This is a genomic window from Enterobacter sp. SGAir0187, from assembly GCF_002952735.2.
Taxonomy (GTDB): Bacteria; Pseudomonadota; Gammaproteobacteria; order Enterobacterales; family Enterobacteriaceae; genus Enterobacter; species Enterobacter quasiroggenkampii.
Map to the genome: position 1 here is coordinate 160,150 of NZ_CP025034.2, position 18,665 is coordinate 178,814.

The following is an 18,665-nucleotide window of genomic DNA, read 5'->3' on the forward strand; positions in this document are numbered from 1 at the left end:
GCAGTGCTCCAGGTTCAAAGAGAGGTGTGCGTCAGGGGAAAACAGGCAAAACGGTCATCAAGCAGCGGGTAGCTGGCGGCGTTCGGCAGTTCGAAGTGCCACCATTCGCTGCCGATCCCGACAAAACCGCCGCCGAACATGATGGCGTTCAACAGCAGACGGTTGCGCTGGGCGTGGGGCGGCACGGAGGGGTGATACGGATGCGAGCGGTCATGCATTTCGTCAAAACCGGCGCCCATATCCAGCACGGCGTTATGCTCGTCCATCAGAGTCACGTCGATGGCCGTGCCGCGACTGTGGTTGGAGCCAATCGCCACGTCGACCACATATTCCGGGTTCGGGCAGGCCTCCCACAGCTGAGCCTGCGCCTGCTGAGGCCGATAGGCGTCGTAGACCACCAGCTTCAGCCCGGCCAGCGTGGCAATGCTGATGGCTTTTGCCAGCGCGGTGGCCGCGTCGGTATGCAGCAGGCACAGCGCCTCCTTGTAGATCGGGCGGCCGGTAATATTGTCGGCGGTGGCGTACTTCAGATCGATATGCAGCGTGGGGAACGTCTTCGCCACATCAATCAGTTCACTCTCTACGGGCATAGCTCCGCTCCTTTAACGTTCGAATTGACCAAACTCTTGTTGTAATTGTCGGTTTACTGCCAGCCGCGCCGGGAGCGCATCACCCAGCGCTTCCACCACACCTGACAGCAGCAGGTTGAACAGGCAGCTCACGGGGGCAAGTGAATCCCAGAAATGACCGGTATCGGTTTTCACCTGCAGTAAATCCATCGGGTAATCCCGCGCCCACGGGCACCAGATATCGGTGATTAAGGCCAGCGGAATGCCTTTCTCGCTCGCGACGCGGCAGTACTGTCGGGCCATCGTGGAGTAGGTACGCGTATCGGTCAGCACGACATAAGGGTGCGCAAACCCGGAGTTCAGGGATTCCACCCAGCTGCCGGATGCCCCTTCGGAGTAGCTCACCCGCGGGCGGAGGTACTCCAGGTGGCTGAAGAAGGCGTTGGCGATCCCGCGCGTGGACTGGATCCCCAGCACAAAGACCGCGTCCGCGTGGGCCAGATGGTGCACCACCTGACGAAAAGCGTCTGTTTGCGCCAGTTGATACACCTGCGTGATGGCGTCCACTTCCAGCGACAGGGCGTGCTGAAGGCGGTTGGGCAGGGGGCGCTGCTGCTGCCAGGAGTCGAGGCGCTCGTTCATGCCCCAGGGCTGGTACGGATCGCGCAGGCTCTTTTTGGCATCCTCCAGGTTGCGATACCCCAGCTTGCGCAGAAAGCGTCCGACAGTGATCCCGCTGGTCCCGCTCGCCAGCCCGACGCTCTCCGCCGTTTCAAACGGGATTTGCGCGGCGTGCGCCAGCAGCCAGCTGCCGACCCGCTTTTCGCTGGGGGTCAACTGGCTGAAGGTCGCTTCGATACGGCTTAACATCTCAGGTTTCGTCGTCATACCGCCTCGCTGTTAACAGGCTGTCAATGGCCGAAATTGTGTTACCTGGTTAACAATGCATGACGCGTGCCATGTTCACAGCAGGGCGAAAACCCGCTGCGCAGTAAACTTCATGCAATATTTGGTTAACCAATGATCAACATTTGTGCAGCGTAGTTCACTTTTGGTGCACTGGCTCACCGGACAGGTATGAATTTGGTGAATACGTCAGCCTGTTCACATTTTTGATAAGATAGAAGCACTGAGAACATAAAAGGGATCCCTCATGGCGAATTTGCCCTGGCGAGTCAGCGTGCACCTGATCGCGCTTGCAAAGAAAACAGGAATGGTTGTGGGCATCGTCCTGGTCGTCCTGCTGGCGGTGCGGGTGTATCTCTCGCAGCAGGGGCCGGAACTGCACCTGTGGCACACCTGGCGGGCAGATGAGATGTCCGTTCGCGAGCTGGATAACGCCGATTTCGCCGGGTACCTCGCCCGGGAAAAGGCGATTTTCACCGATCTGGATAACGCGGTGACGGCGAAAACAGCGGGCGAGGAACAAACCCCGTTAAACCGCTATTACCGCCAGAGCCTGGTGTGGCCCGGTCAGTTTGCCCCCGATGCCAACCGCTCCTTTGTACTGATGCCAGACGGAAAGCCCCGCGGCGCGGTGGTGCTGCTGCATGGGCTGACGGATTCGCCATACAGCGTCAGGCGCCTTGCCGTGAACTATCAGCAGCACGGCTTTGTGGCCGTGGTCCCGCGTCTTCCCGGACACGGCACCGCGCCCGGCGCGCTGACCGACGTTGACTGGGAAATGTGGCTCGCGGCCACGCGCCTTGCCGTACGGGAAGCCACGCGCCTGGCGGGTGAGGCTGTGCCTCTGCATCTGGTGGGCTACTCCAACGGCGGGGCGCTGGCGATGAAATATGCCCTCGATGCGCTGGACGCGCCTGCACTGCGTAAACCGCAGCAGGTGATCCTGCTCTCACCGATGATTGGCGTGACGGCCTTTGCGCGGTTCGCCGGTTTCGCCGGGCTACCGGCGCTGCTGCCGCCGTTTGCCAAAGCGGCCTGGCTGAATATCTCCCCGGAATATAATCCGTATAAATACAATTCGTTCCCGGTGAACGCCGCCCGCCAGTCGTGGCTGCTGACGAAGGCCCTGCAGGAGCAGATTGGCCGCGCGGCGCGGGAAAACAGGCTGGCGAATTTGCCGCCGATCCTGGCGTTCCAGTCGGTCATGGATTCTACGGTCAGCACCCGCGCGGTGGTCAGTGGCCTGTTTGACCAGCTTCCGGCAAACGGCAGCGAACTGGTGATGTTCGATATCAACCAGGCGGCGAGCTTCCGTCCGCTCTTCAAACCGTCATCATGGACGGCCACCACGGCGCTGCTGCCGGTCACGCAGAGACGTTACGGTGTCACGATTATCACCAATGCCAGCGAGCACAGTTTCTCGACGGTGGCGAAAATAACCCCGGCAGGCAGAACGCAGGAGACGGTCGTGCCGCTTGCCCAGTCCTGGCCGCAGGATGTCTATTCCCTGTCGCATATTGCGGTGCCGTTCCCGCCGGATGACGATCTCTATGGCCGTGAGCCTGGGGTGAAAAATCGCTACGGCATCAGCCTGGGGACAATTGCGCTCTGGGGCGAAACGTCCGTGTTGAGCGTCGGAAAAGAGGCGCTGATGCGGGTCACCTCGAACCCGTTTTACGACTATATGCAGGAGAAAATTAACAGCCGGATCGGGGACGCGGAAAAGTAACGTTCCCTTGCTGCGTGAATATGTTAGGTCGCATTGATTAAGTATGTTACATAGTAGCTTCAAGGCACCTCTCTTTCTCATTGGAACCCCTTTTTGTGCTGACGACTCTGATCTACCGAAGCCAGTTGAATTTATCCCGCCCGTCCACCGAACTGCGGGAGCTGGTGGAGCGCGCCAGGGGCCGCAACACAAAACTGGATATTACCGGCGTCCTCCTGGCTAATGGGAATGAGGTTCTGCAGATCCTCGAAGGGTCGGAAGAGAGTGTGGTCAAACTTTTCCATACCATCCGTGAGGACAAGCGGCACAGCGGGGTGGTAGAACTGCTGCGGGACTATGGTCCGCGCAGACGCTTCGAAAACGTCGGCATGCTGCTGTTCGATCTGCAAACGCAGTCGCCGAAAGAGGTGCTGCAGTCGGTGCTGCGCTACAGCAAGCTGGACAGCTATCTGACCTCCGACGATCGGGTGTTCAAATTTGTTCAGACCTTTATAACCGGTAAACGTCCGGTCCCGTCGGGGGCACGCTACACCGCGGACAAATGGACGCTCTCAACCGAAACGCTACCCTTTGGCGAACACCTGGGCCTGATTGCCGGGCAAACCTGCCAGTTTGCGCTGCAGCCTATTGTCGAGCCCTCGGAAGGGAAGATCAGCTCCCTTGAGGCGCTTATCCGCGGCAACGACGGCGGGAGCCCGGAGCATTTCTTCAGCACTGTCGATCCGGACAGCGTCTACGAAGTCGATCTCCAGACAAAAGCCTATGCCTTTGCGCTGGCGGAAAAGCTGGGCATTGGCAGCCATAAAATCGCGGTAAACCTGCTGCCCATGTCGCTGGTGAATGTCCCCGGTGCAGTGGAATTTCTGGTCGCTCAGATTAAAAAACATGGCCTTCAGCCGGAGCAGGTGGTCATTGAAGTCACTGAAAACGAGATGATCTCCGGGTTCAACCAGTTTAACAGTGCCATCAAGCAGCTTCGCGGTGAGGGAGTGGGCCTGGCGATCGATGATTTTGGCTCGGGCTATGCCGGACTTTCGCTGCTGACCCGGTTCCAGCCGGATAAAATTAAAATCGACCGGGAAATTGTCAGCAATATCCACCTGAGCGGCCCAAAACAGGCGATTGTGCGCTCCATCATCAGCTGCTGCTCCGATCTTGAAATCACCCTGGTGGCGGAAGGTATCGAGAAAATTGAGGAGTGGTGTTGGCTCGAATCTGCCGGGATCCGACGCTTTCAGGGATTCCTGTTTGCCCGGCCGCAGCTGAATGGCGTCGGCGATATCCACTGGCCGCATCTGGCGCGTTAAGTCAAATTTTCCTCCCGTTATTTCCCCTTAGCCCGGCCTGTGCTTAAATAGCTAAAACGGTTTAACATAGTTTAGCTACGAGGATCACATGAAGAAAATCTGGGTACTTGGCGATGCGGTAGTGGATTTGCTGCCCGATGGAGAAGGTCGTTTACTGCAGTGTCCCGGCGGCGCGCCGGCGAACGTCGCGGTCGGTATTGCCCGGCTGGGCGGCCAGAGCGCCTTTATCGGCAGGGTTGGCGACGATCCTTTCGGGCGCTTTATGGCGAAAACGCTCGCTGACGAGCGGGTTGACGTGACGTGGATGCGCCTTGACCCGACGCACCGCACCTCAACGGTGGTGGTCGATCTCGACGACCACGGCGAGCGATCGTTTACCTTTATGGTGCGCCCGAGCGCCGATCTGTTTCTCGAACCCGCCGACCTGCCGTCGTTCAGCGCCGGGGAGTGGCTGCACGTCTGCTCCATCGCCTTAAGCGCCGAGCCGAGCCGTACTGCGACCTTTCAGGCGATGGCCGCCATTCGTGAGGCGGGCGGTTACGTCAGCTTCGACCCCAATATTCGCTCGGATCTCTGGCCGGATGAGAACGCACTGCATGGCTGCCTGGAGCAGGCCCTGCAAAGCGCCGACGTGGTGAAACTTTCGGTAGAAGAGCTGGCCTTTTTCACCGGCAGCGCGGAGGTCAACGTTGGTCTGGAGGTGCTGATGCAGCGCTGCCCGGCGCGTCTGGTGCTGGTTACCCAGGGAAAAGCGGGTGTAACCGCGTGGCATGAAGGTTCTGTAAAACACTACCCGGCAACGCCTGTGCAGTGCGTCGATACGACCGGTGCGGGCGATGCCTTTGTGGCGGGGCTGCTCTACGGGCTGGCCGCCGGACAGGACCTGACGCCGGTTATCGCGCTCGCCCAGCGCTGCGGCGCGCTGGCCACCACCGCCAAAGGGGCGATGACCGCGTTGCCCTGGCAGCACGACCTGTAATCTCTCCTCTCCTGGCCGCCATCCGGCGGCCTGAATTGTCGCCTCGATCACACTTACTAAATCGGTTTAGCAAAAAAGATTGCCGATCCAAAATTCACAGGTTTAGTATCAGCAACCTAAACCGGTTTAGCAATTTAGCACGTTTAATGACTTCTTTTAGGGATGCGACAAAATGTATAAAAAACGCAGACTTGCCGTGATGATAGGCATGCTGGCCGGAAGTACCTCTGTTTTTGCCCAGACGGATATGTCCAGTATTGAAGCGCGTCTTGCCGCGATGGAGCAGCGCCTTCAGGACGCGGAAACGCGCGCGCAGGTGGCCGAGAAGCGCGCTGCGGCAGCAGAACAAAAAACGCAGCAGCTGGTTGCCGCTCAGCAACAGGCGCAAACGACAACCCAGGAGGTGGCGCAGCGCACCACCGCGCTGGAGAAGAAGGCGGATCAGACCGGCGGGTTTGAGTTCCACGGCTACGCCCGCTCCGGCCTGCTGATGAACGACGCGGCCTCCAGCAGCAAAAGCGGTCCGTACCTGACGCCAGCCGGTGAAACCGGCGGTGCGGTAGGGCGTCTGGGTAACGAAGCCGATACCTACGTGGAGCTGAATCTGGAGCACAAGCAAACCCTGGATAACGGGGCGACCACGCGCTTTAAAGCGATGCTGGCCGACGGTCAGAGAACCTATAACGACTGGTCAGCCGATACCAGCGATCTCAATATTCGCCAGGCTTTCGCGGAGCTGGGCAACCTGCCTGATTTTACCGGCGCGCTGAAGGGCAGCACCTTCTGGGCGGGTAAACGCTTTGACCGCGACAACTTTGACATTCACTGGCTGGATTCCGACGTGGTGTTCCTCGCCGGTACCGGCGGCGGCGTCTATGACGTGAAATGGAACGATTCGCTGCGCAGCAACTTCTCGATTTATGGCCGCAACTTCGGCAGCGTGGAGCAGACCGACAACAACGTTCAGAACTATATCCTCAGCATGAACCACTTCGCCGGCCCGTTCCAGCTGATGGTGAGCGGTCTGCGGGCGAAGGATAACGACGACCGTAAAGACACTAACGGCGATCTCATCAAAACGGATGCCGCCAATCACGGCGTTCATGCTCTGGTGGGCTTGCATAATGACAGCTTCTACGGCCTGCGCGAAGGGACCGCCAAAACGGCACTGCTGTATGGTCACGGGCTGGGTGCGGAGGTGAAAAGCATCGGCTCCGATGGCGCCTTGCTGTCTGAGGCGGATACCTGGCGCTTCGCAAGTTACGGTGTCACGCCGATCGGCGGTGGCTGGAGCGTTGCGCCCGCCGTTCTGGCACAGAGCAGTAAAGATCGCTACGTCAAGGGCGATAGCTATGAGTGGGTAACGCTCAACACCCGCCTGATCAAAGAGGTCACCCAGAATTTCGCGCTGGCCTTTGAGGGCAGCTATCAGTACATGGATTTAAACCCGGAAGGCTATAAGGATCGCAACGCCGTTAACGGCAGTTTCTACAAGCTGACCTTTGCGCCGACCTTAAAAGCGAGCAAAATCGGCGATTTCTTCAGCCGTCCGGAACTGCGCCTGTTTGCCACCTGGATGGACTGGAGCAGCAAACTGGATCATTACGCCAGCGATGATGCCTTTGGCAGCAGCGGCTTCAACGCCGGCGGGGAATGGAACTTTGGGGTCCAGATGGAAACCTGGTTTTAACCCATCACGCTCCCGCCTGGCGGGAGCGTTTCGCACATCATAAAAAGAAGTCAGGCAGAGGTATCTATGGATTTTAATCAAATCGCCCGCGAGCTTATTCCGCTGCTCGGTGGCAAGGAAAATATCGCCAGCGCGGCGCACTGCGCAACGCGTCTTCGTCTGGTGCTGGTTGATGACGCGCTGGCGGATCAGCAGGCTATCGGCAAAGTTGACGGTGTGAAAGGCTGCTTCCGTAACGCCGGGCAGATGCAGGTGATTTTTGGCACGGGCGTGGTCAACAAGGTGTACGCCGCATTTATTCAGGCGGCGGGGATTAGCGAATCCAGCAAATCGGAAGCCGCGGATCTGGCGGCGCGCAAGCTGAACCCGTTCCAGCGCATAGCCCGTCTGCTCTCCAACATCTTTGTGCCGATCATCCCCGCGATTGTGGCGTCCGGTCTGCTGATGGGCCTGCTCGGCATGGTGAAAACCTACGGCTGGGTCAATGCGGATAACGCCATCTACATCATGCTGGACATGTGCAGCTCGGCGGCGTTTATCATTCTGCCTATTCTGATTGGGTTTACCGCCGCGCGCGAGTTTGGCGGTAACCCGTACCTCGGCGCGACACTGGGCGGCATATTGACCCACCCGGCGCTGACCAACGCCTGGGGCGTGGCGTCGGGCTTCCACACCATGAACTTCTTTGGCCTTGAGATCGCGATGATTGGCTATCAGGGCACGGTATTCCCGGTGCTGCTGGCCGTCTGGTTTATGAGCATCGTGGAGAAAAACCTGCGCCGTGCGATCCCGGATGCGTTAGACCTGATCCTGACGCCGTTCCTCACCGTCGTCATCTCCGGCTTTATCGCCTTGCTGATTATCGGCCCGGCGGGGCGCGCTCTGGGCGACGGCATTTCCTTTATTCTGAGCACGCTGATCGCCCACGCGGGCTGGCTCGCCGGGCTGCTGTTCGGCGGACTGTATTCGGTGATTGTGATCACCGGTATTCACCACAGCTTCCACGCGATTGAAGCCGGGCTGCTGGGCAACCCGTCGATTGGCGTTAACTTCCTGCTGCCGATCTGGGCCATGGCGAACGTGGCGCAGGGCGGCGCCTGTCTGGCGGTGTGGTTCAAAACCAAAGACGCCAAAATCAAAGCCATTACCCTGCCGTCGGCGTTCTCTGCAATGCTGGGCATCACCGAAGCGGCCATTTTTGGTATCAACCTGCGCTTCGTTAAGCCGTTTATCGCTGCGCTGATTGGCGGCGCGGTGGGCGGGGCATGGGTGGTCTCCGTGCATGTGTACATGACCGCTGTCGGGCTGACCGCGATTCCGGGGATGGCCATCGTGCAGGCCAGCTCGCTGCTGAACTATATTATCGGCATGGTGATTGCCTTCGGCGTGGCGTTTACCGTCTCACTGCTGCTGAAATATAAAACGGATTCTGAATAATGACGTTACCTTCCCGCTGGCCTGCGATCCTGCAGGCCGTTATGACAGGTCAGCCGCGGGCGCTGGCGGACAGCCATTATCCGCAATGGCACGCCGCGCCGGTGACGGGGCTGATGAACGACCCGAACGGGTTTATCTGGTTTGCTGGCCGCTATCACCTGTTCTATCAGTGGAACCCCCTGGACTGCGAGCATCGCTTTAAGTGCTGGGGCCACTGGAGCTCAGCGGACCTGGTGCACTGGCGGCATGAGCCGCTGGCGCTGATGCCTGACGAAGCGTATGACCGCAACGGCTGCTACTCCGGTAGCGCCGTCGATAACGAGGGCGTTTTGACCCTGTGCTACACCGGCAACGTCAAGTTCGATGACGGTAGCCGCACCGCCTGGCAGTGCCTGGCCGTCGAGCAGCCGGACGGAACCTTCAGGAAGCTGGGGCCGGTGCTGGCGCTGCCGGAAGGCTACACCGGCCACGTGCGCGACCCGAAGGTGTGGCAGCACGAGGGGATGTGGTACATGGTGCTCGGCGCGCAGGATGTGCAGAAGCGCGGCAAGGTGCTGCTGTTTAAATCAGCCGATTTGCACGCCTGGACATCCTGCGGGGAGATCGCCGGTCACGGGGTTAACGGCCTGACGGACGCGGGCTATATGTGGGAGTGTCCGGACCTGTTTGCCCTCGATGGGACACATGTCCTGATCTGCTGCCCGCAGGGGCTGGAGCGCGAGCCGCATCGCTATCTCAATACCTATCCGGCCACCTGGATGTGCGGGGCGTTTGATTACGCCAGCGCCGTATTCGATCACGGCGAGCTTCACGAGCTGGACGCGGGGTTTGAGTTTTACGCCCCACAAACCACGCTGGCGGAAGATGGACGCCGCATCCTGATTGGCTGGATGGGCGTACCGGACGGGGAAGAGATGCTTCAGCCCACCCGGGCGCACGGCTGGATGCACCAGATGACCTGCCCGCGCGAACTACGCTATCGCGACGGCAGGCTCTGGCAGACCCCGGCGCGCGAACTGGCGGCGCTGCGTGAAGATGAGCAGCACTGGCAGGGGCGCGCCAGCGACGCACCCGAACTGGACGCGACGCGTCTGGAGTTTGAGCTGGGCGCATCGCAGGTGAACGTCGATTTTGCCGGCGCGCTGCGCCTCACGCTTGATGAGCAGGGTATACGCCTGGAACGCGCGAGCCTGAAAACCGGTGAAACACTGACCCGCTACTGGCAGGGTGACGTCCGCCATTTGCGCGTTCTGTGCGACCGCTCCAGCGTCGAAATCTTCATTAACCACGGCGAAGGGGTAATGAGCAGCCGCTATTTTCCTGACCATCCGGCCCGGGTGCGATTCGAAGGTGCGTCCGATATCACATTACGCTACTGGTCGCTGCGCGCCTGCATGATAGAATGAGGGTTTTGGCAGCCGGATCTAAGTCGTTGTGAGAAAAACAAAACGCGTCACCATTAAAGACATCGCGGAGCTGGCGGGTGTGTCAAAAGCCACCGCCAGCCTGGTCCTGAACGGTCGCAGCAAAGAGCTACGCGTGGCGGAAGAGACGCGCGAGCGCGTGCTGGCAATTGCAAAAGAGCACCACTATCAGCCCAGCATTCACGCCCGCTCGTTGCGCGATAACCGCAGCCACACCATTGGTCTGGTGGTCCCGGAGATCACCAACTACGGTTTTGCCGTCTTTTCTCACGAGCTGGAAACGCTGTGCCGCGAGGCGGGCGTTCAACTGCTGATCTCCTGCAGCGATGAAAACCCGGGGCAGGAGACGGTGGTGGTGAACAACATGGTGGCGCGTCAGGTGGACGGGCTGATTGTGGCCTCCAGCATGCTCAACGACGCGGACTACCACAAGCTGAGCGAGCAGCTGCCCGTTGTCCTGTTTGACCGCCACATCAACGACAGTGCGCTGCCGCTGGTGATCACCGACTCCATTACCCCAACGGCGGAACTGGTGGCCGACATTGCGCGCCAGCATTCTGATGAATTCTACTTTCTCGGCGGCCAGCCCCGCCTGTCGCCCACGCGCGACCGCCTGGAAGGCTTTAAGCAAGGGCTGCGTGAGGCCGGTGTGGCGCTGCGCCCCGAGTGGATCATTCACGGCAACTATCACCCTAGCTCCGGATACGAGATGTTTGCTGAACTCTGCGCCCGCCTGGGGCGTCCGCCGAAAGCGCTTTTCGCCGCTGCCTGCGGGCTGCTGGAAGGGGTGCTACGCTATATGGGCCAACATAACCTGCTGCAAAGTGATATCAGGTTAGCCAGTTTTGACGATCACTATCTCTACGATTCGCTGACGATCCCGGTGGATACCATTCGTCAGGATAACCGTCAGCTGGCGTGGCACTGCTTTGATTTGATTAGCAAATTAATCGAAGGGGAGACGCCGCAGCCGTTGCAGCGCAAGCTGGATGCCACCCTGCAGCGACGCTATAAGTCAGTGAAATAGCCCGGTTCGATACTTCAATAACTTTAATTAATTTAAGTTTTGGAATGGCCGATAACCATAAGGAATAATTCTCCTTGAGGTATTGGTTTATGTCGTTGAAAAAGTCGTCCCTGATTGTCCTGTTCTCGCTGCTTTTCTTCTTTGTTGTCAGCACCGTCACCAGCGTTGGCCTCATCATTAAAAGTAATAATTCGCTGGATAACGTCAACAAAGAGATCCAGGTTGTGCTGTCCATTATTGACCCTATTAACCACAGCCGTACGCTGCGCGTGCGGGTGATGGAGTATGTGAAGATGGTGGAAGCGGGCAACGCGGCGGACGGCGCTGCAAAGCTTACCGCCGTGAAAGAGGCGTTGACCAAAGCGGACCACGCCTTTGCGGCCTTTATGGCGTCGCCGCGCCTGAGCGATGAAGCGTCGCTGGTCACTGCCTATCAGGACGCCTGGCAAAACTACCGCAACCAGGGGCTGGCACCGCTGATCGATGCCGCCGAGGCGCACGATGTTGCTAAATTCAACGCGCTGATCCCGGAAGTCTCCCGCCTCGACCGCCAGTACGAGATCGTTCTCGATCAGGTGCTTTCCGTCCACCAGAAATACGCCAAAAGCCTGAACGAGGATGCGAGCAGTAACTTCGTCTCTGGCCTGGCGATCATTGCCGCTATCGCCAGCCTGTTTGTGGTGGTGATTGTCGCCGTCAGCCTGCTGATGAAGCGCTTTGTCTTTGCGCCGGTTAACCTGGCGCGCGAGCACTGCAGCCAGATTGCAGCAGGCAAGCTGGACATTCCGGTGCCGGTGAAGGGGAGTACAGGCAACGAAATCGACCATCTGATGGGCTCGATGGAGCAGATGCGTCAGGCGCTGCTGGCGACCATCGCCCAGGTGCGCGATGCGAGCCATACCGTAACGCACGCTGCCCAGGAGATTGCCTCCGGGAATATCGACCTGGCGTCACGCACCGAGCAGCAGGCTTCGGCGTTAACCCAGACGGCGGCCAGCATGGAAGAGCTGAGCGCGACGGTGGCGAACAACACCGATAATGTGTATCAGGCCGGGAAACTGGTGCAGGACGCGGTGAAAAATGCCCACACCGGTGAAGCGGTAACCCGTGAAGTCATCGACACGATGAATACCATCGCGGCGAACTCGAAGCGCATTGAAGACATCACCAGCGTGATTAACAGCATCGCCTTCCAGACCAACATCCTGGCGCTGAACGCGGCGGTTGAAGCGGCGCGCGCCGGCACGCAGGGCCGCGGCTTTGCGGTCGTGGCCAGCGAAGTGCGCACGCTGGCGCAGAAAAGTGCGGTGGCGGCTAAAGACATCGAAAGCCTGATCGCGCAGTCGGTCTCCAGCGTGAAAAACGGTGCGGAGCTGGTGAGCCGCTCGGGCGAGGTGATTGACTCGATCATTTCATCGGTGAATAAAGTGAATACGCTGATGGAGCAGATCTCCGTCGCCTCTGAAGAGCAGAGCCGCGGGATCGGCCAGGTCGGGCAGGCGGTGACCGAGATGGATGGCGTCACCCAGCAGAACGCCGCGCTGGTGCAGCAGTCCGCTGCGGCAGCGGCCTCGCTGGAAGAGCAGGCGCAGCAGCTTTCACGGAGTATTTCGAGTTTTAGGTTGCCGTTGCAGGCTTGATTTAGTTAGGGAGGCTCCACAGGGGGCCTTTTAAAAAGGTGCTACTCGTGTCGCGTGGCCTATGGGTAAATTTATACAGCCTGATTTTTCGTGCCGGTTGATACGTGACCGCGTGAGCCGTAGCCGAATATTAGCATGATGGATAAAGCAGGAAAAATGTTAGTATTAAAAAGGGTTATTGAGTACCTCCGAAACAATAATGCCGATTGATAAGGGGCGCCAATGAATCAACGTTACCTAATGATTTTTAGATAACGTTGGTTTATACAGTGTTCACTTAAACAAAGATAAAATGCCATAATTGCTTCATCAGCAGCATTATAAATGTTAGTTAACTCTTCGAGAGAATATCGCTCTCCCACTTCAGCAGCACTTTCTCGGCCATGTGCAACTGCATTCCGTCGCTCACGTAAGGCATTCACTCGACCTATTGATGCAGGAGATATATTAAACCCTGGGGCTCCAAAAAGTCCGAGAACCCAAGCCATAGTTTTAGCGTCAACGTTTTGCAAACTCTCTGCTAAGGGATTATCAGTTATTCTTAATACAGTCTCGCTAAGGGTCGCTTGGAATAAAGAGATCGACTTATCAAATATTTTGTTTTTTCCACACTCATTTATGGATTTGATTTCACTAAAATGGAATATACTATGAAGCGAAGCGATACAATCTATGCTTCGATTGTTATGTCCTGAAATCACTTCAATAGCAGCTTCAATTATTGCATTCACAGAGCGTTCAACAGCTGAGTAAATAGAAACAATCCATAACCCTTTGAGTGACTTTATATTATCACTTGTCGGTTGAAGCGGTTCGGGGCCATTTTCACGTAAAAAAATCAAAAGTGAATTTGCCTCTGCAAACCTATCTCTTACTTCAATTTGGGCATTTTCAAAACTCATATAGCTGCCCGCTGAGATACTAAATCTATTCTTCCATTAAGTTTAGGCAAGCTGTTTGTTGCACCGGTTGTCAAGTCTTTAAGTGTTGCATCTTCTAACAATATGTTCAGTTCATTCACATCAACTTGATTGCCAGCGGAAAGAATATCTGCAACTCCAACTGCTATCGCTTCGAAAAGAACCAAAGGCGTTGAATTTAAACGATTCATACGAACAATACCGTTCGGTAAGGCTTGTCTGATTTGCGAAAAGGTACGTTGGAAAATATCGCGCAAGTCGTTTTCGTTCACAAAAGATTTCGTTTTTTTCTCCATATAGTCATTAAGGAATTCCTTCACGGAGTGTTTAAATAAAGATCTATCCTCAAAGTAGGCGAAAAATTTTAATGCTAACTCTTCTAAATTACCTCTGCCATTTTTATCACTTCTCTTAATCACGGCATCAAAGTCGGGGTTTTTTACACATTCCTTGATGAAATCTGAAAAACGACCGCGAAAAACACAGTTGCGGATTTCTTGATCATGAAGAATTATACCGCCAGTGTTTAGCCTTTCGAATAAATCAAACCGAACTTGAAAATCACTCTGATCATTTAAAACTGTAATTCGAAGTGGGCGAGTTAAAAAGTTTAGCTTCAAATTATTTGGCATGTCGTCAAAGGAAACACCATTGAGAGAGGGTGTTTTTTCTAAACCTTTAAGGACTAAAGGGCCTAGATTTTTCCCATCGATAATAGCGAGTTCGGATGAGACAAATCGCAGAATTGTGGTAATTCGCTGTAAACCATCAATTACCTCCCATGATGCATCAGGATTGGTTGCCATGAATATATTTGGAATAGGAATCCCAAGAAAAATTGATTCCACTAATTGTGACTGCCTAGTGGCATCCCATACAAAACGTCTTTGATAGTCAGGAGAAACATTAATATTGTTTTCTGCGACCATATCTACAAGTTGTTTGATAGTAATATCATAGGTATCAAACCCAACTGCTCGCCTTTCTTTCTGTATTTCTGCAAGAGCGTCTGAAAAATTCATAGTTATAAACTCGACATAATTAAATAATCTAAACTATAACAAAATCAATCGAAAAAGACGATACTCTAAGACTAAAACTTTTACTGATGAGCTTATGTTCTTGACGTTAAGTTGCCCACTGAAGAGTTCCGGCTGTGGAAGAACTGGTACCTTATACTTGCCACCACCTGTGGGCTGCTCTGCTTTCTCTGATGACAATCATGCGTTGCCTGTCTCGCGATACCCTATATGTCAAATTCCTGACGGTGCTATTATCAGGAACGAACATGCGTTAGCAATAATCATACAGGCAGTCATCTCTATCGCATTCGTTAAGCGAATCTTTCGCAAAAAATGATGGCCTGAAGGAGACTCATAGCGCCCGCCAGCTCTAACAGCTATGAGTCCAAATCCGACAGCACAAAAAAATTTTATTCACCCCAGCAATATTTCCCTCCCTCATCCGTCTACCTCATCACACGCCATAATCAGTTACTGCAAACGAGGTAAACACCATGAGAGATTTTGAACTGCACGGCAGAGGTCACGGGCGCGGATTTGGTCGCCACCGTATGGGCAAGGGCTTAGTCATCGGCGCGGTGATTTTCATCGTGCTCGGCCTGCTGGTGATGTCCCTGTGGAACGCCTTGCTTCCGGCGATCCTGGGCGTGAAGGCCATCGGATTCTGGCAGGCGCTGGGCATTCTGGTGCTGAGCCGCATTCTGTTTGGCGGGTTAGGTTTCCGCCCCGGAATGTTTGGCGCGCACCGCCGCATGCACGAGCGCTGGATGAACATGACACCAGAACAGCGCGAAGCGTTTATTCAGCAGCGCCGTGAAGGCTTCGGTCGCCACGGTCGCGGCCATTGCGGCTGGCACGGTCATCGTGATGATAAGCGCGATGAAGCCACGTCAAAAGCGCCTGACGCAGAGTGAGCGAGATGAAAGCCGGGGAGGCGGGCGGATCCATGCTGATGTCGGCGCTCAATGCCTGCCGGGCCCGGCTGAAAGCCTTTATTCGCGGGCGGACGTCCGTGCGCGATGATGCCGACGACATTTTGCAGGAAGTGACGTATCAGCTGATGAAAGTGGAGCAGCCGGTCGAAAACGTCGCCGCCTGGCTGTTCCGCGCGGCGCGTAACGAAATGACCGACCGGGCGCGTAAAAAGCGCGAGGTGTCGCTCTCCGGCTATTTTACGGGTGAAGACGATGACGGTTATCCGGAAGACGAGCTGGCCGAAACCCTGTTCGGCGTACCGCACACGCCGGAGGAGGAGTACCTCAAGACGCTGCTGTGGGAAGAGCTGGGCCAGGCGCTGTCAGAACTCCCGCCGCCGCAGCGGGAGGTATTGGAAAAGACCGAGCTCCACGGCTACAGCATTAAAATGCTGGCAGAGGAGACCGGCGCCAGCGAACAGGCGCTGTTATCCCGCAAGCACAAGGCGGTGCTGTTTCTGCGCACGCGGCTGCGGGACGTCTATGACGCGCTGACGGGTGAATAGCGGCGACAGACAAAACCTTACACTTCCGGCACTTGTAGATTCATCACTATCGTTTATGATCGGGGCGTCTTGTCACTCTGGAATGTTATGCGCAACCGTCAGCTCCTCGGAAAATGGCTTTTGATTATCACCTGTCTCGCGATGGCGCTTTGCCTCGTGCAGCGTGCGGTGATGCTCAACCATTTTTTACAAGGACTGGATCCGCAGATTTCGCTGAGTGCAGATGCCCCGGCTCAAACCAGCAACACTGAACAACCCGGCCCGTCGCCGTGTCAGCTCGGCGCGCACTCGCTTCTCTGCGCCCAGCCGCTGTTCTTCGACGGTGCATTACCGGCCATTATTATCTTCTTCGCGCTGCTGCAGTTGTTTACGCAAGGGCGGGCAATGGCTCCTGCGGAACAGCCCGTTCAGGCGCCGCCTCCCCGAATACACCTGAAAAACTGCGTTTTCCGTGAATGAAAAACATCGTCACCGCACGATAATTTTTCACTGTTCACGGAGTACAACATGGTTAACCTCTTCAGGGGATTCGTCTTCCTGTGGCTGTCCTGCATCGGCATTGTCCATGCGGCGGACACCGACTGGCGGGTCTCCCCACAAAACGATCACGCCCGCATCCGCTTTCAGGCGGAGAGGGAACAAGCGCACATTAAGGGCCTGCTCACCGTTGAGCTAAAGCCCGGCTGGAAAACCTACTGGCGATCGCCGGGCGAGGGCGGCGTGGCCCCGAAAATCAGCTGGCCGGACGGCGTAAAGGACAGCTGGTCCTGGCCGGTACCGTCGCGTTTCGATATCTCCGGCATGACGACGCAGGGCTATCACGATAAGGTCACTATCCCGATCGTTCTCGACGGGGTGAAGGGCGACACGCTCGACGGGACGCTCACGCTCTCCACGTGCAGCAACGTCTGCCTGCTGACGGACTACCCGCTGCATCTTGATTTTACCCAGCCGGTGGATGAGGACTTCCGCAGCGCCTTCGAGCAAGCGATGCGCGCCGTGCCGGGCTCATCAGGCGTGTCGTCGGATCTTTCCGCCTGGCTCTCTGGCGACAAGCTGGTGATTACCGGCACCACGGACGGGAAATGGGACAATCCGGGGATCTACTTTGACCCGCTGGAGGGCGATATTCTGCCCGGCGAACCGGTTATTAAACACGACGGCACTGCGCTTCGGGTGACGGTTCCCGTGACCGACGAATGGGGAGACAAACCCGCCTCGCTGGAAGGCAAGAGGCTGTCGTTTGTGCTGACCAACGGCGATCGGGCTCAGCAAACCACCATGACCGTTGGGACAACACCCGAAGAGACCTCCGCACCGGACGGGACGGGTAAAATGGTGCTCTTTGCGCTATTAGGCGGGCTGATCCTGAACCTGATGCCCTGCGTGCTGCCGGTGATGGGCATGAAGCTTAACAGCATCCTGCTGGCGGGAACGGACAGGCGTGCCATCCGGCTGCGCTTCCTGGCCACCAGCGCCGGGATCCTCACCTCCTTTATGCTGCTGGCCGGGATGGTCACCGCGCTGAAGCTGGCCGGAGCGTCGCTGGGGTGGGGCATTCAGTTTCAGAACCCGTGGTTTATCGGCCTGATGGTCGCCGTCACCTTCCTGTTTGCACTGAACCTGTTTGGAACGTTTGAAATGCTGCTGCCTTCTTCTGCCGCCGGACGGCTGGCGACGGCAGGGGGATCGGGGATCGGCGGCAGTTTCTGCGAAGGAATGTTCGCCACGCTGCTGGCGACGCCGTGCTCCGCGCCGTTCCTCGGTACGGCGGTCGCCTTTGCCCTTGGCGCGCCGCTGCACGCCCTGTGGCTAATCTTCCTGATGCTCGGCGTGGGCATGAGCCTGCCGTGGCTGTTCGTTGCCCTGGTGCCGAAAACGGCCATGCTGTTGCCGAAACCTGGCCGCTGGATGAACACGCTCAGGGTCATCCTCGGCCTGATGATGCTGGCCTCCAGCTTCTGGCTGTTGTCGCTGCTTAATCTGCATATTGGTGACACTGTCACGAAAATCGTTATGCTTGTTTTGATCGTCCTCGCGCTCGCGTTGTTCGCACTGAAAGGGCAAAAATCTTCGCCGCTGTTCTGGGTGGTGGTCATCGCGCTGTCGGCGTTCGGCGGCTATCAGCTGCGCGGTCTGCTTAACGCGCCGTCTGACGATCCGGCACAAAACGTTGCGCAAACCGTCCCGTGGCAGCCGCTCAGTGAAGAGGCCATTGAGCAGGCGCTGGCGCAGGGAAAACGGGTGTTTGTGGATATCTCCGCGGACTGGTGCGTGACCTGTAAAGTTAACGAGCACCGCGTACTCAGTCAGCCGGAGGTTATTGCCGCGCTTCGCCAGCCGGACGTGGTGGCCCTGCGCGGTGACTGGAGCCAGCCGTCCGCGTTTATCGCGGATTTTCTGGCGAAGCGAAACCGCTACGCCATTCCGTTTAACGCGGTGTATGGCCCCGGCCTGCCTGATGGCGAGATCCTCTCGCCGCTGCTGGACAAGCGCACCCTGGTCACCACCCTGAACAATGCAAAAGGCTAACTG

Annotated in this window: 16 protein-coding genes; 12 read left to right on the forward strand and 4 right to left on the reverse strand. The window is 57.0% G+C overall.

The genetic code is table 11. The annotated features are described in order from the left end of the window. Nucleotides 1–14: 14 nt before the first annotated feature. Nucleotides 15–590, reverse strand: a complete 576-nt coding sequence (gene ddpX / locus CWR52_RS00775) for a D-alanyl-D-alanine dipeptidase (protein WP_104948510.1) — start codon at nt 588–590, stop codon at nt 15–17. A gap of 12 nt (nt 591–602) precedes the next feature. Next, nucleotides 603–1,457 (reverse strand): MurR/RpiR family transcriptional regulator, encoded by an 855-nt coding sequence (locus tag CWR52_RS00780; RefSeq protein ID WP_008501698.1) that lies wholly within the window; start codon nt 1,455–1,457, stop codon nt 603–605. 265 nt (nt 1,458–1,722) lie between these two features. Between CWR52_RS00780 and CWR52_RS00785 the strand changes: the two genes are divergently transcribed. The 8 genes from CWR52_RS00785 (at nt 1,723) to CWR52_RS00820 (ending at nt 12,708) form a co-directional block, all read left to right on the forward strand. Next, the gene (locus CWR52_RS00785) at nt 1,723–3,204 is read left to right on the forward strand and encodes an alpha/beta hydrolase (RefSeq protein ID WP_104948511.1); all 1,482 of its coding nucleotides are present in this window, start codon (nt 1,723–1,725) and stop codon (nt 3,202–3,204) included. Between the two features lie 95 nt (nt 3,205–3,299). Next, nucleotides 3,300–4,511 carry a diguanylate phosphodiesterase gene (locus tag CWR52_RS00790; RefSeq protein WP_104948512.1) on the forward strand — a complete coding sequence of 404 codons (1,212 nt, stop codon included), beginning with the start codon at nt 3,300–3,302 and terminating at the stop codon, nt 4,509–4,511. Nucleotides 4,512–4,599: 88 nt separating this feature from the next. Further along, on the forward strand, nt 4,600–5,490 hold the full coding sequence (locus CWR52_RS00795; RefSeq protein WP_104948513.1) for an aminoimidazole riboside kinase: 891 nt from the start codon (nt 4,600–4,602) through the stop codon (nt 5,488–5,490). Nucleotides 5,491–5,662: 172 nt separating this feature from the next. Continuing rightward, nucleotides 5,663–7,180, forward strand: a complete 1,518-nt coding sequence (locus CWR52_RS00800; RefSeq protein WP_045908770.1) for a carbohydrate porin — start codon at nt 5,663–5,665, stop codon at nt 7,178–7,180. Between the two features lie 66 nt (nt 7,181–7,246). Then, entirely contained in the window at nt 7,247–8,617 is a 1,371-nt protein-coding gene (locus CWR52_RS00805; RefSeq protein ID WP_023619263.1) for a sucrose-specific PTS transporter subunit IIBC, read from the forward strand. Further along, complete coding sequence (locus CWR52_RS00810; protein ID WP_104948514.1) at nt 8,617–10,023, forward strand: sucrose-6-phosphate hydrolase; 1,407 nt, start codon at nt 8,617–8,619, stop codon at nt 10,021–10,023. Before CWR52_RS00805 ends, CWR52_RS00810 begins: the two co-directional genes overlap by 1 nt. 28 nt (nt 10,024–10,051) lie before the next feature. Further along, on the forward strand, nt 10,052–11,068 hold the full coding sequence (locus tag CWR52_RS00815) for a LacI family DNA-binding transcriptional regulator (RefSeq protein WP_104948515.1): 1,017 nt from the start codon (nt 10,052–10,054) through the stop codon (nt 11,066–11,068). Nucleotides 11,069–11,157: 89 nt separating this feature from the next. Further along, nucleotides 11,158–12,708 carry a methyl-accepting chemotaxis protein gene (locus CWR52_RS00820; protein ID WP_104948516.1) on the forward strand — a complete coding sequence of 517 codons (1,551 nt, stop codon included), beginning with the start codon at nt 11,158–11,160 and terminating at the stop codon, nt 12,706–12,708. A 233-nt stretch (nt 12,709–12,941) separates the two neighbouring features. Here the strand turns inward: CWR52_RS00820 and CWR52_RS00825 are convergent, their stop codons facing one another. Beyond that, the gene (locus tag CWR52_RS00825) at nt 12,942–13,610 is read right to left on the reverse strand and encodes a HEPN domain-containing protein (RefSeq protein WP_129546946.1); all 669 of its coding nucleotides are present in this window, start codon (nt 13,608–13,610) and stop codon (nt 12,942–12,944) included. Continuing rightward, the gene (locus tag CWR52_RS00830) at nt 13,607–14,650 is read right to left on the reverse strand and encodes a DUF262 domain-containing protein (RefSeq protein ID WP_104948517.1); all 1,044 of its coding nucleotides are present in this window, start codon (nt 14,648–14,650) and stop codon (nt 13,607–13,609) included. The genes CWR52_RS00825 and CWR52_RS00830 overlap by 4 nt, the downstream gene beginning before the upstream one ends. Before the next feature lie 494 nt (nt 14,651–15,144). Between CWR52_RS00830 and CWR52_RS00835 the strand changes: the two genes are divergently transcribed. From CWR52_RS00835 to CWR52_RS00850, 4 genes are all read left to right on the forward strand, one after another. Next, nucleotides 15,145–15,564, forward strand: coding sequence for a hypothetical protein (locus CWR52_RS00835; protein WP_104948518.1), 420 nt, complete (start codon nt 15,145–15,147; stop codon nt 15,562–15,564). Between the two features lie 5 nt (nt 15,565–15,569). Beyond that, the gene (locus tag CWR52_RS00840; RefSeq protein WP_104948519.1) at nt 15,570–16,130 is read left to right on the forward strand and encodes an RNA polymerase sigma factor; all 561 of its coding nucleotides are present in this window, start codon (nt 15,570–15,572) and stop codon (nt 16,128–16,130) included. Between the two features lie 87 nt (nt 16,131–16,217). Beyond that, nucleotides 16,218–16,589, forward strand: coding sequence for a hypothetical protein (locus CWR52_RS00845; protein WP_104948520.1), 372 nt, complete (start codon nt 16,218–16,220; stop codon nt 16,587–16,589). 48 nt (nt 16,590–16,637) lie between these two features. Then, nucleotides 16,638–18,662 (forward strand): protein-disulfide reductase DsbD family protein, encoded by a 2,025-nt coding sequence (locus tag CWR52_RS00850; protein WP_104948521.1) that lies wholly within the window; start codon nt 16,638–16,640, stop codon nt 18,660–18,662. The last annotated feature ends 3 nt before the right edge of the window (nt 18,663–18,665 follow it).

Bases quoted from the DNA above. Each gene is read 5' to 3' on its own strand.
- ddpX (WP_104948510.1), bottom strand. From the start codon at position 590: ATGCCCGTAGAGAGTGAACTGATTGATGTGGCGAAGACGTTCCCCACG.
- CWR52_RS00780 (WP_008501698.1), bottom strand. From the start codon at position 1,457: ATGACGACGAAACCTGAGATGTTAAGCCGTATCGAAGCGACCTTCAGC.
- CWR52_RS00785 (WP_104948511.1), top strand. From the start codon at position 1,723: ATGGCGAATTTGCCCTGGCGAGTCAGCGTGCACCTGATCGCGCTTGCA.
- CWR52_RS00795 (WP_104948513.1), top strand. From the start codon at position 4,600: ATGAAGAAAATCTGGGTACTTGGCGATGCGGTAGTGGATTTGCTGCCC.
- CWR52_RS00800 (WP_045908770.1), top strand. From the start codon at position 5,663: ATGTATAAAAAACGCAGACTTGCCGTGATGATAGGCATGCTGGCCGGA.
- CWR52_RS00805 (WP_023619263.1), top strand. From the start codon at position 7,247: ATGGATTTTAATCAAATCGCCCGCGAGCTTATTCCGCTGCTCGGTGGC.
- CWR52_RS00810 (WP_104948514.1), top strand. From the start codon at position 8,617: ATGACGTTACCTTCCCGCTGGCCTGCGATCCTGCAGGCCGTTATGACA.
- CWR52_RS00820 (WP_104948516.1), top strand. From the start codon at position 11,158: ATGTCGTTGAAAAAGTCGTCCCTGATTGTCCTGTTCTCGCTGCTTTTC.
- CWR52_RS00825 (WP_129546946.1), bottom strand. From the start codon at position 13,610: ATGAGTTTTGAAAATGCCCAAATTGAAGTAAGAGATAGGTTTGCAGAG.
- CWR52_RS00830 (WP_104948517.1), bottom strand. From the start codon at position 14,650: ATGAATTTTTCAGACGCTCTTGCAGAAATACAGAAAGAAAGGCGAGCA.
- CWR52_RS00835 (WP_104948518.1), top strand. From the start codon at position 15,145: ATGAGAGATTTTGAACTGCACGGCAGAGGTCACGGGCGCGGATTTGGT.
- CWR52_RS00840 (WP_104948519.1), top strand. From the start codon at position 15,570: ATGAAAGCCGGGGAGGCGGGCGGATCCATGCTGATGTCGGCGCTCAAT.
- CWR52_RS00845 (WP_104948520.1), top strand. From the start codon at position 16,218: ATGCGCAACCGTCAGCTCCTCGGAAAATGGCTTTTGATTATCACCTGT.
- CWR52_RS00850 (WP_104948521.1), top strand. From the start codon at position 16,638: ATGGTTAACCTCTTCAGGGGATTCGTCTTCCTGTGGCTGTCCTGCATC.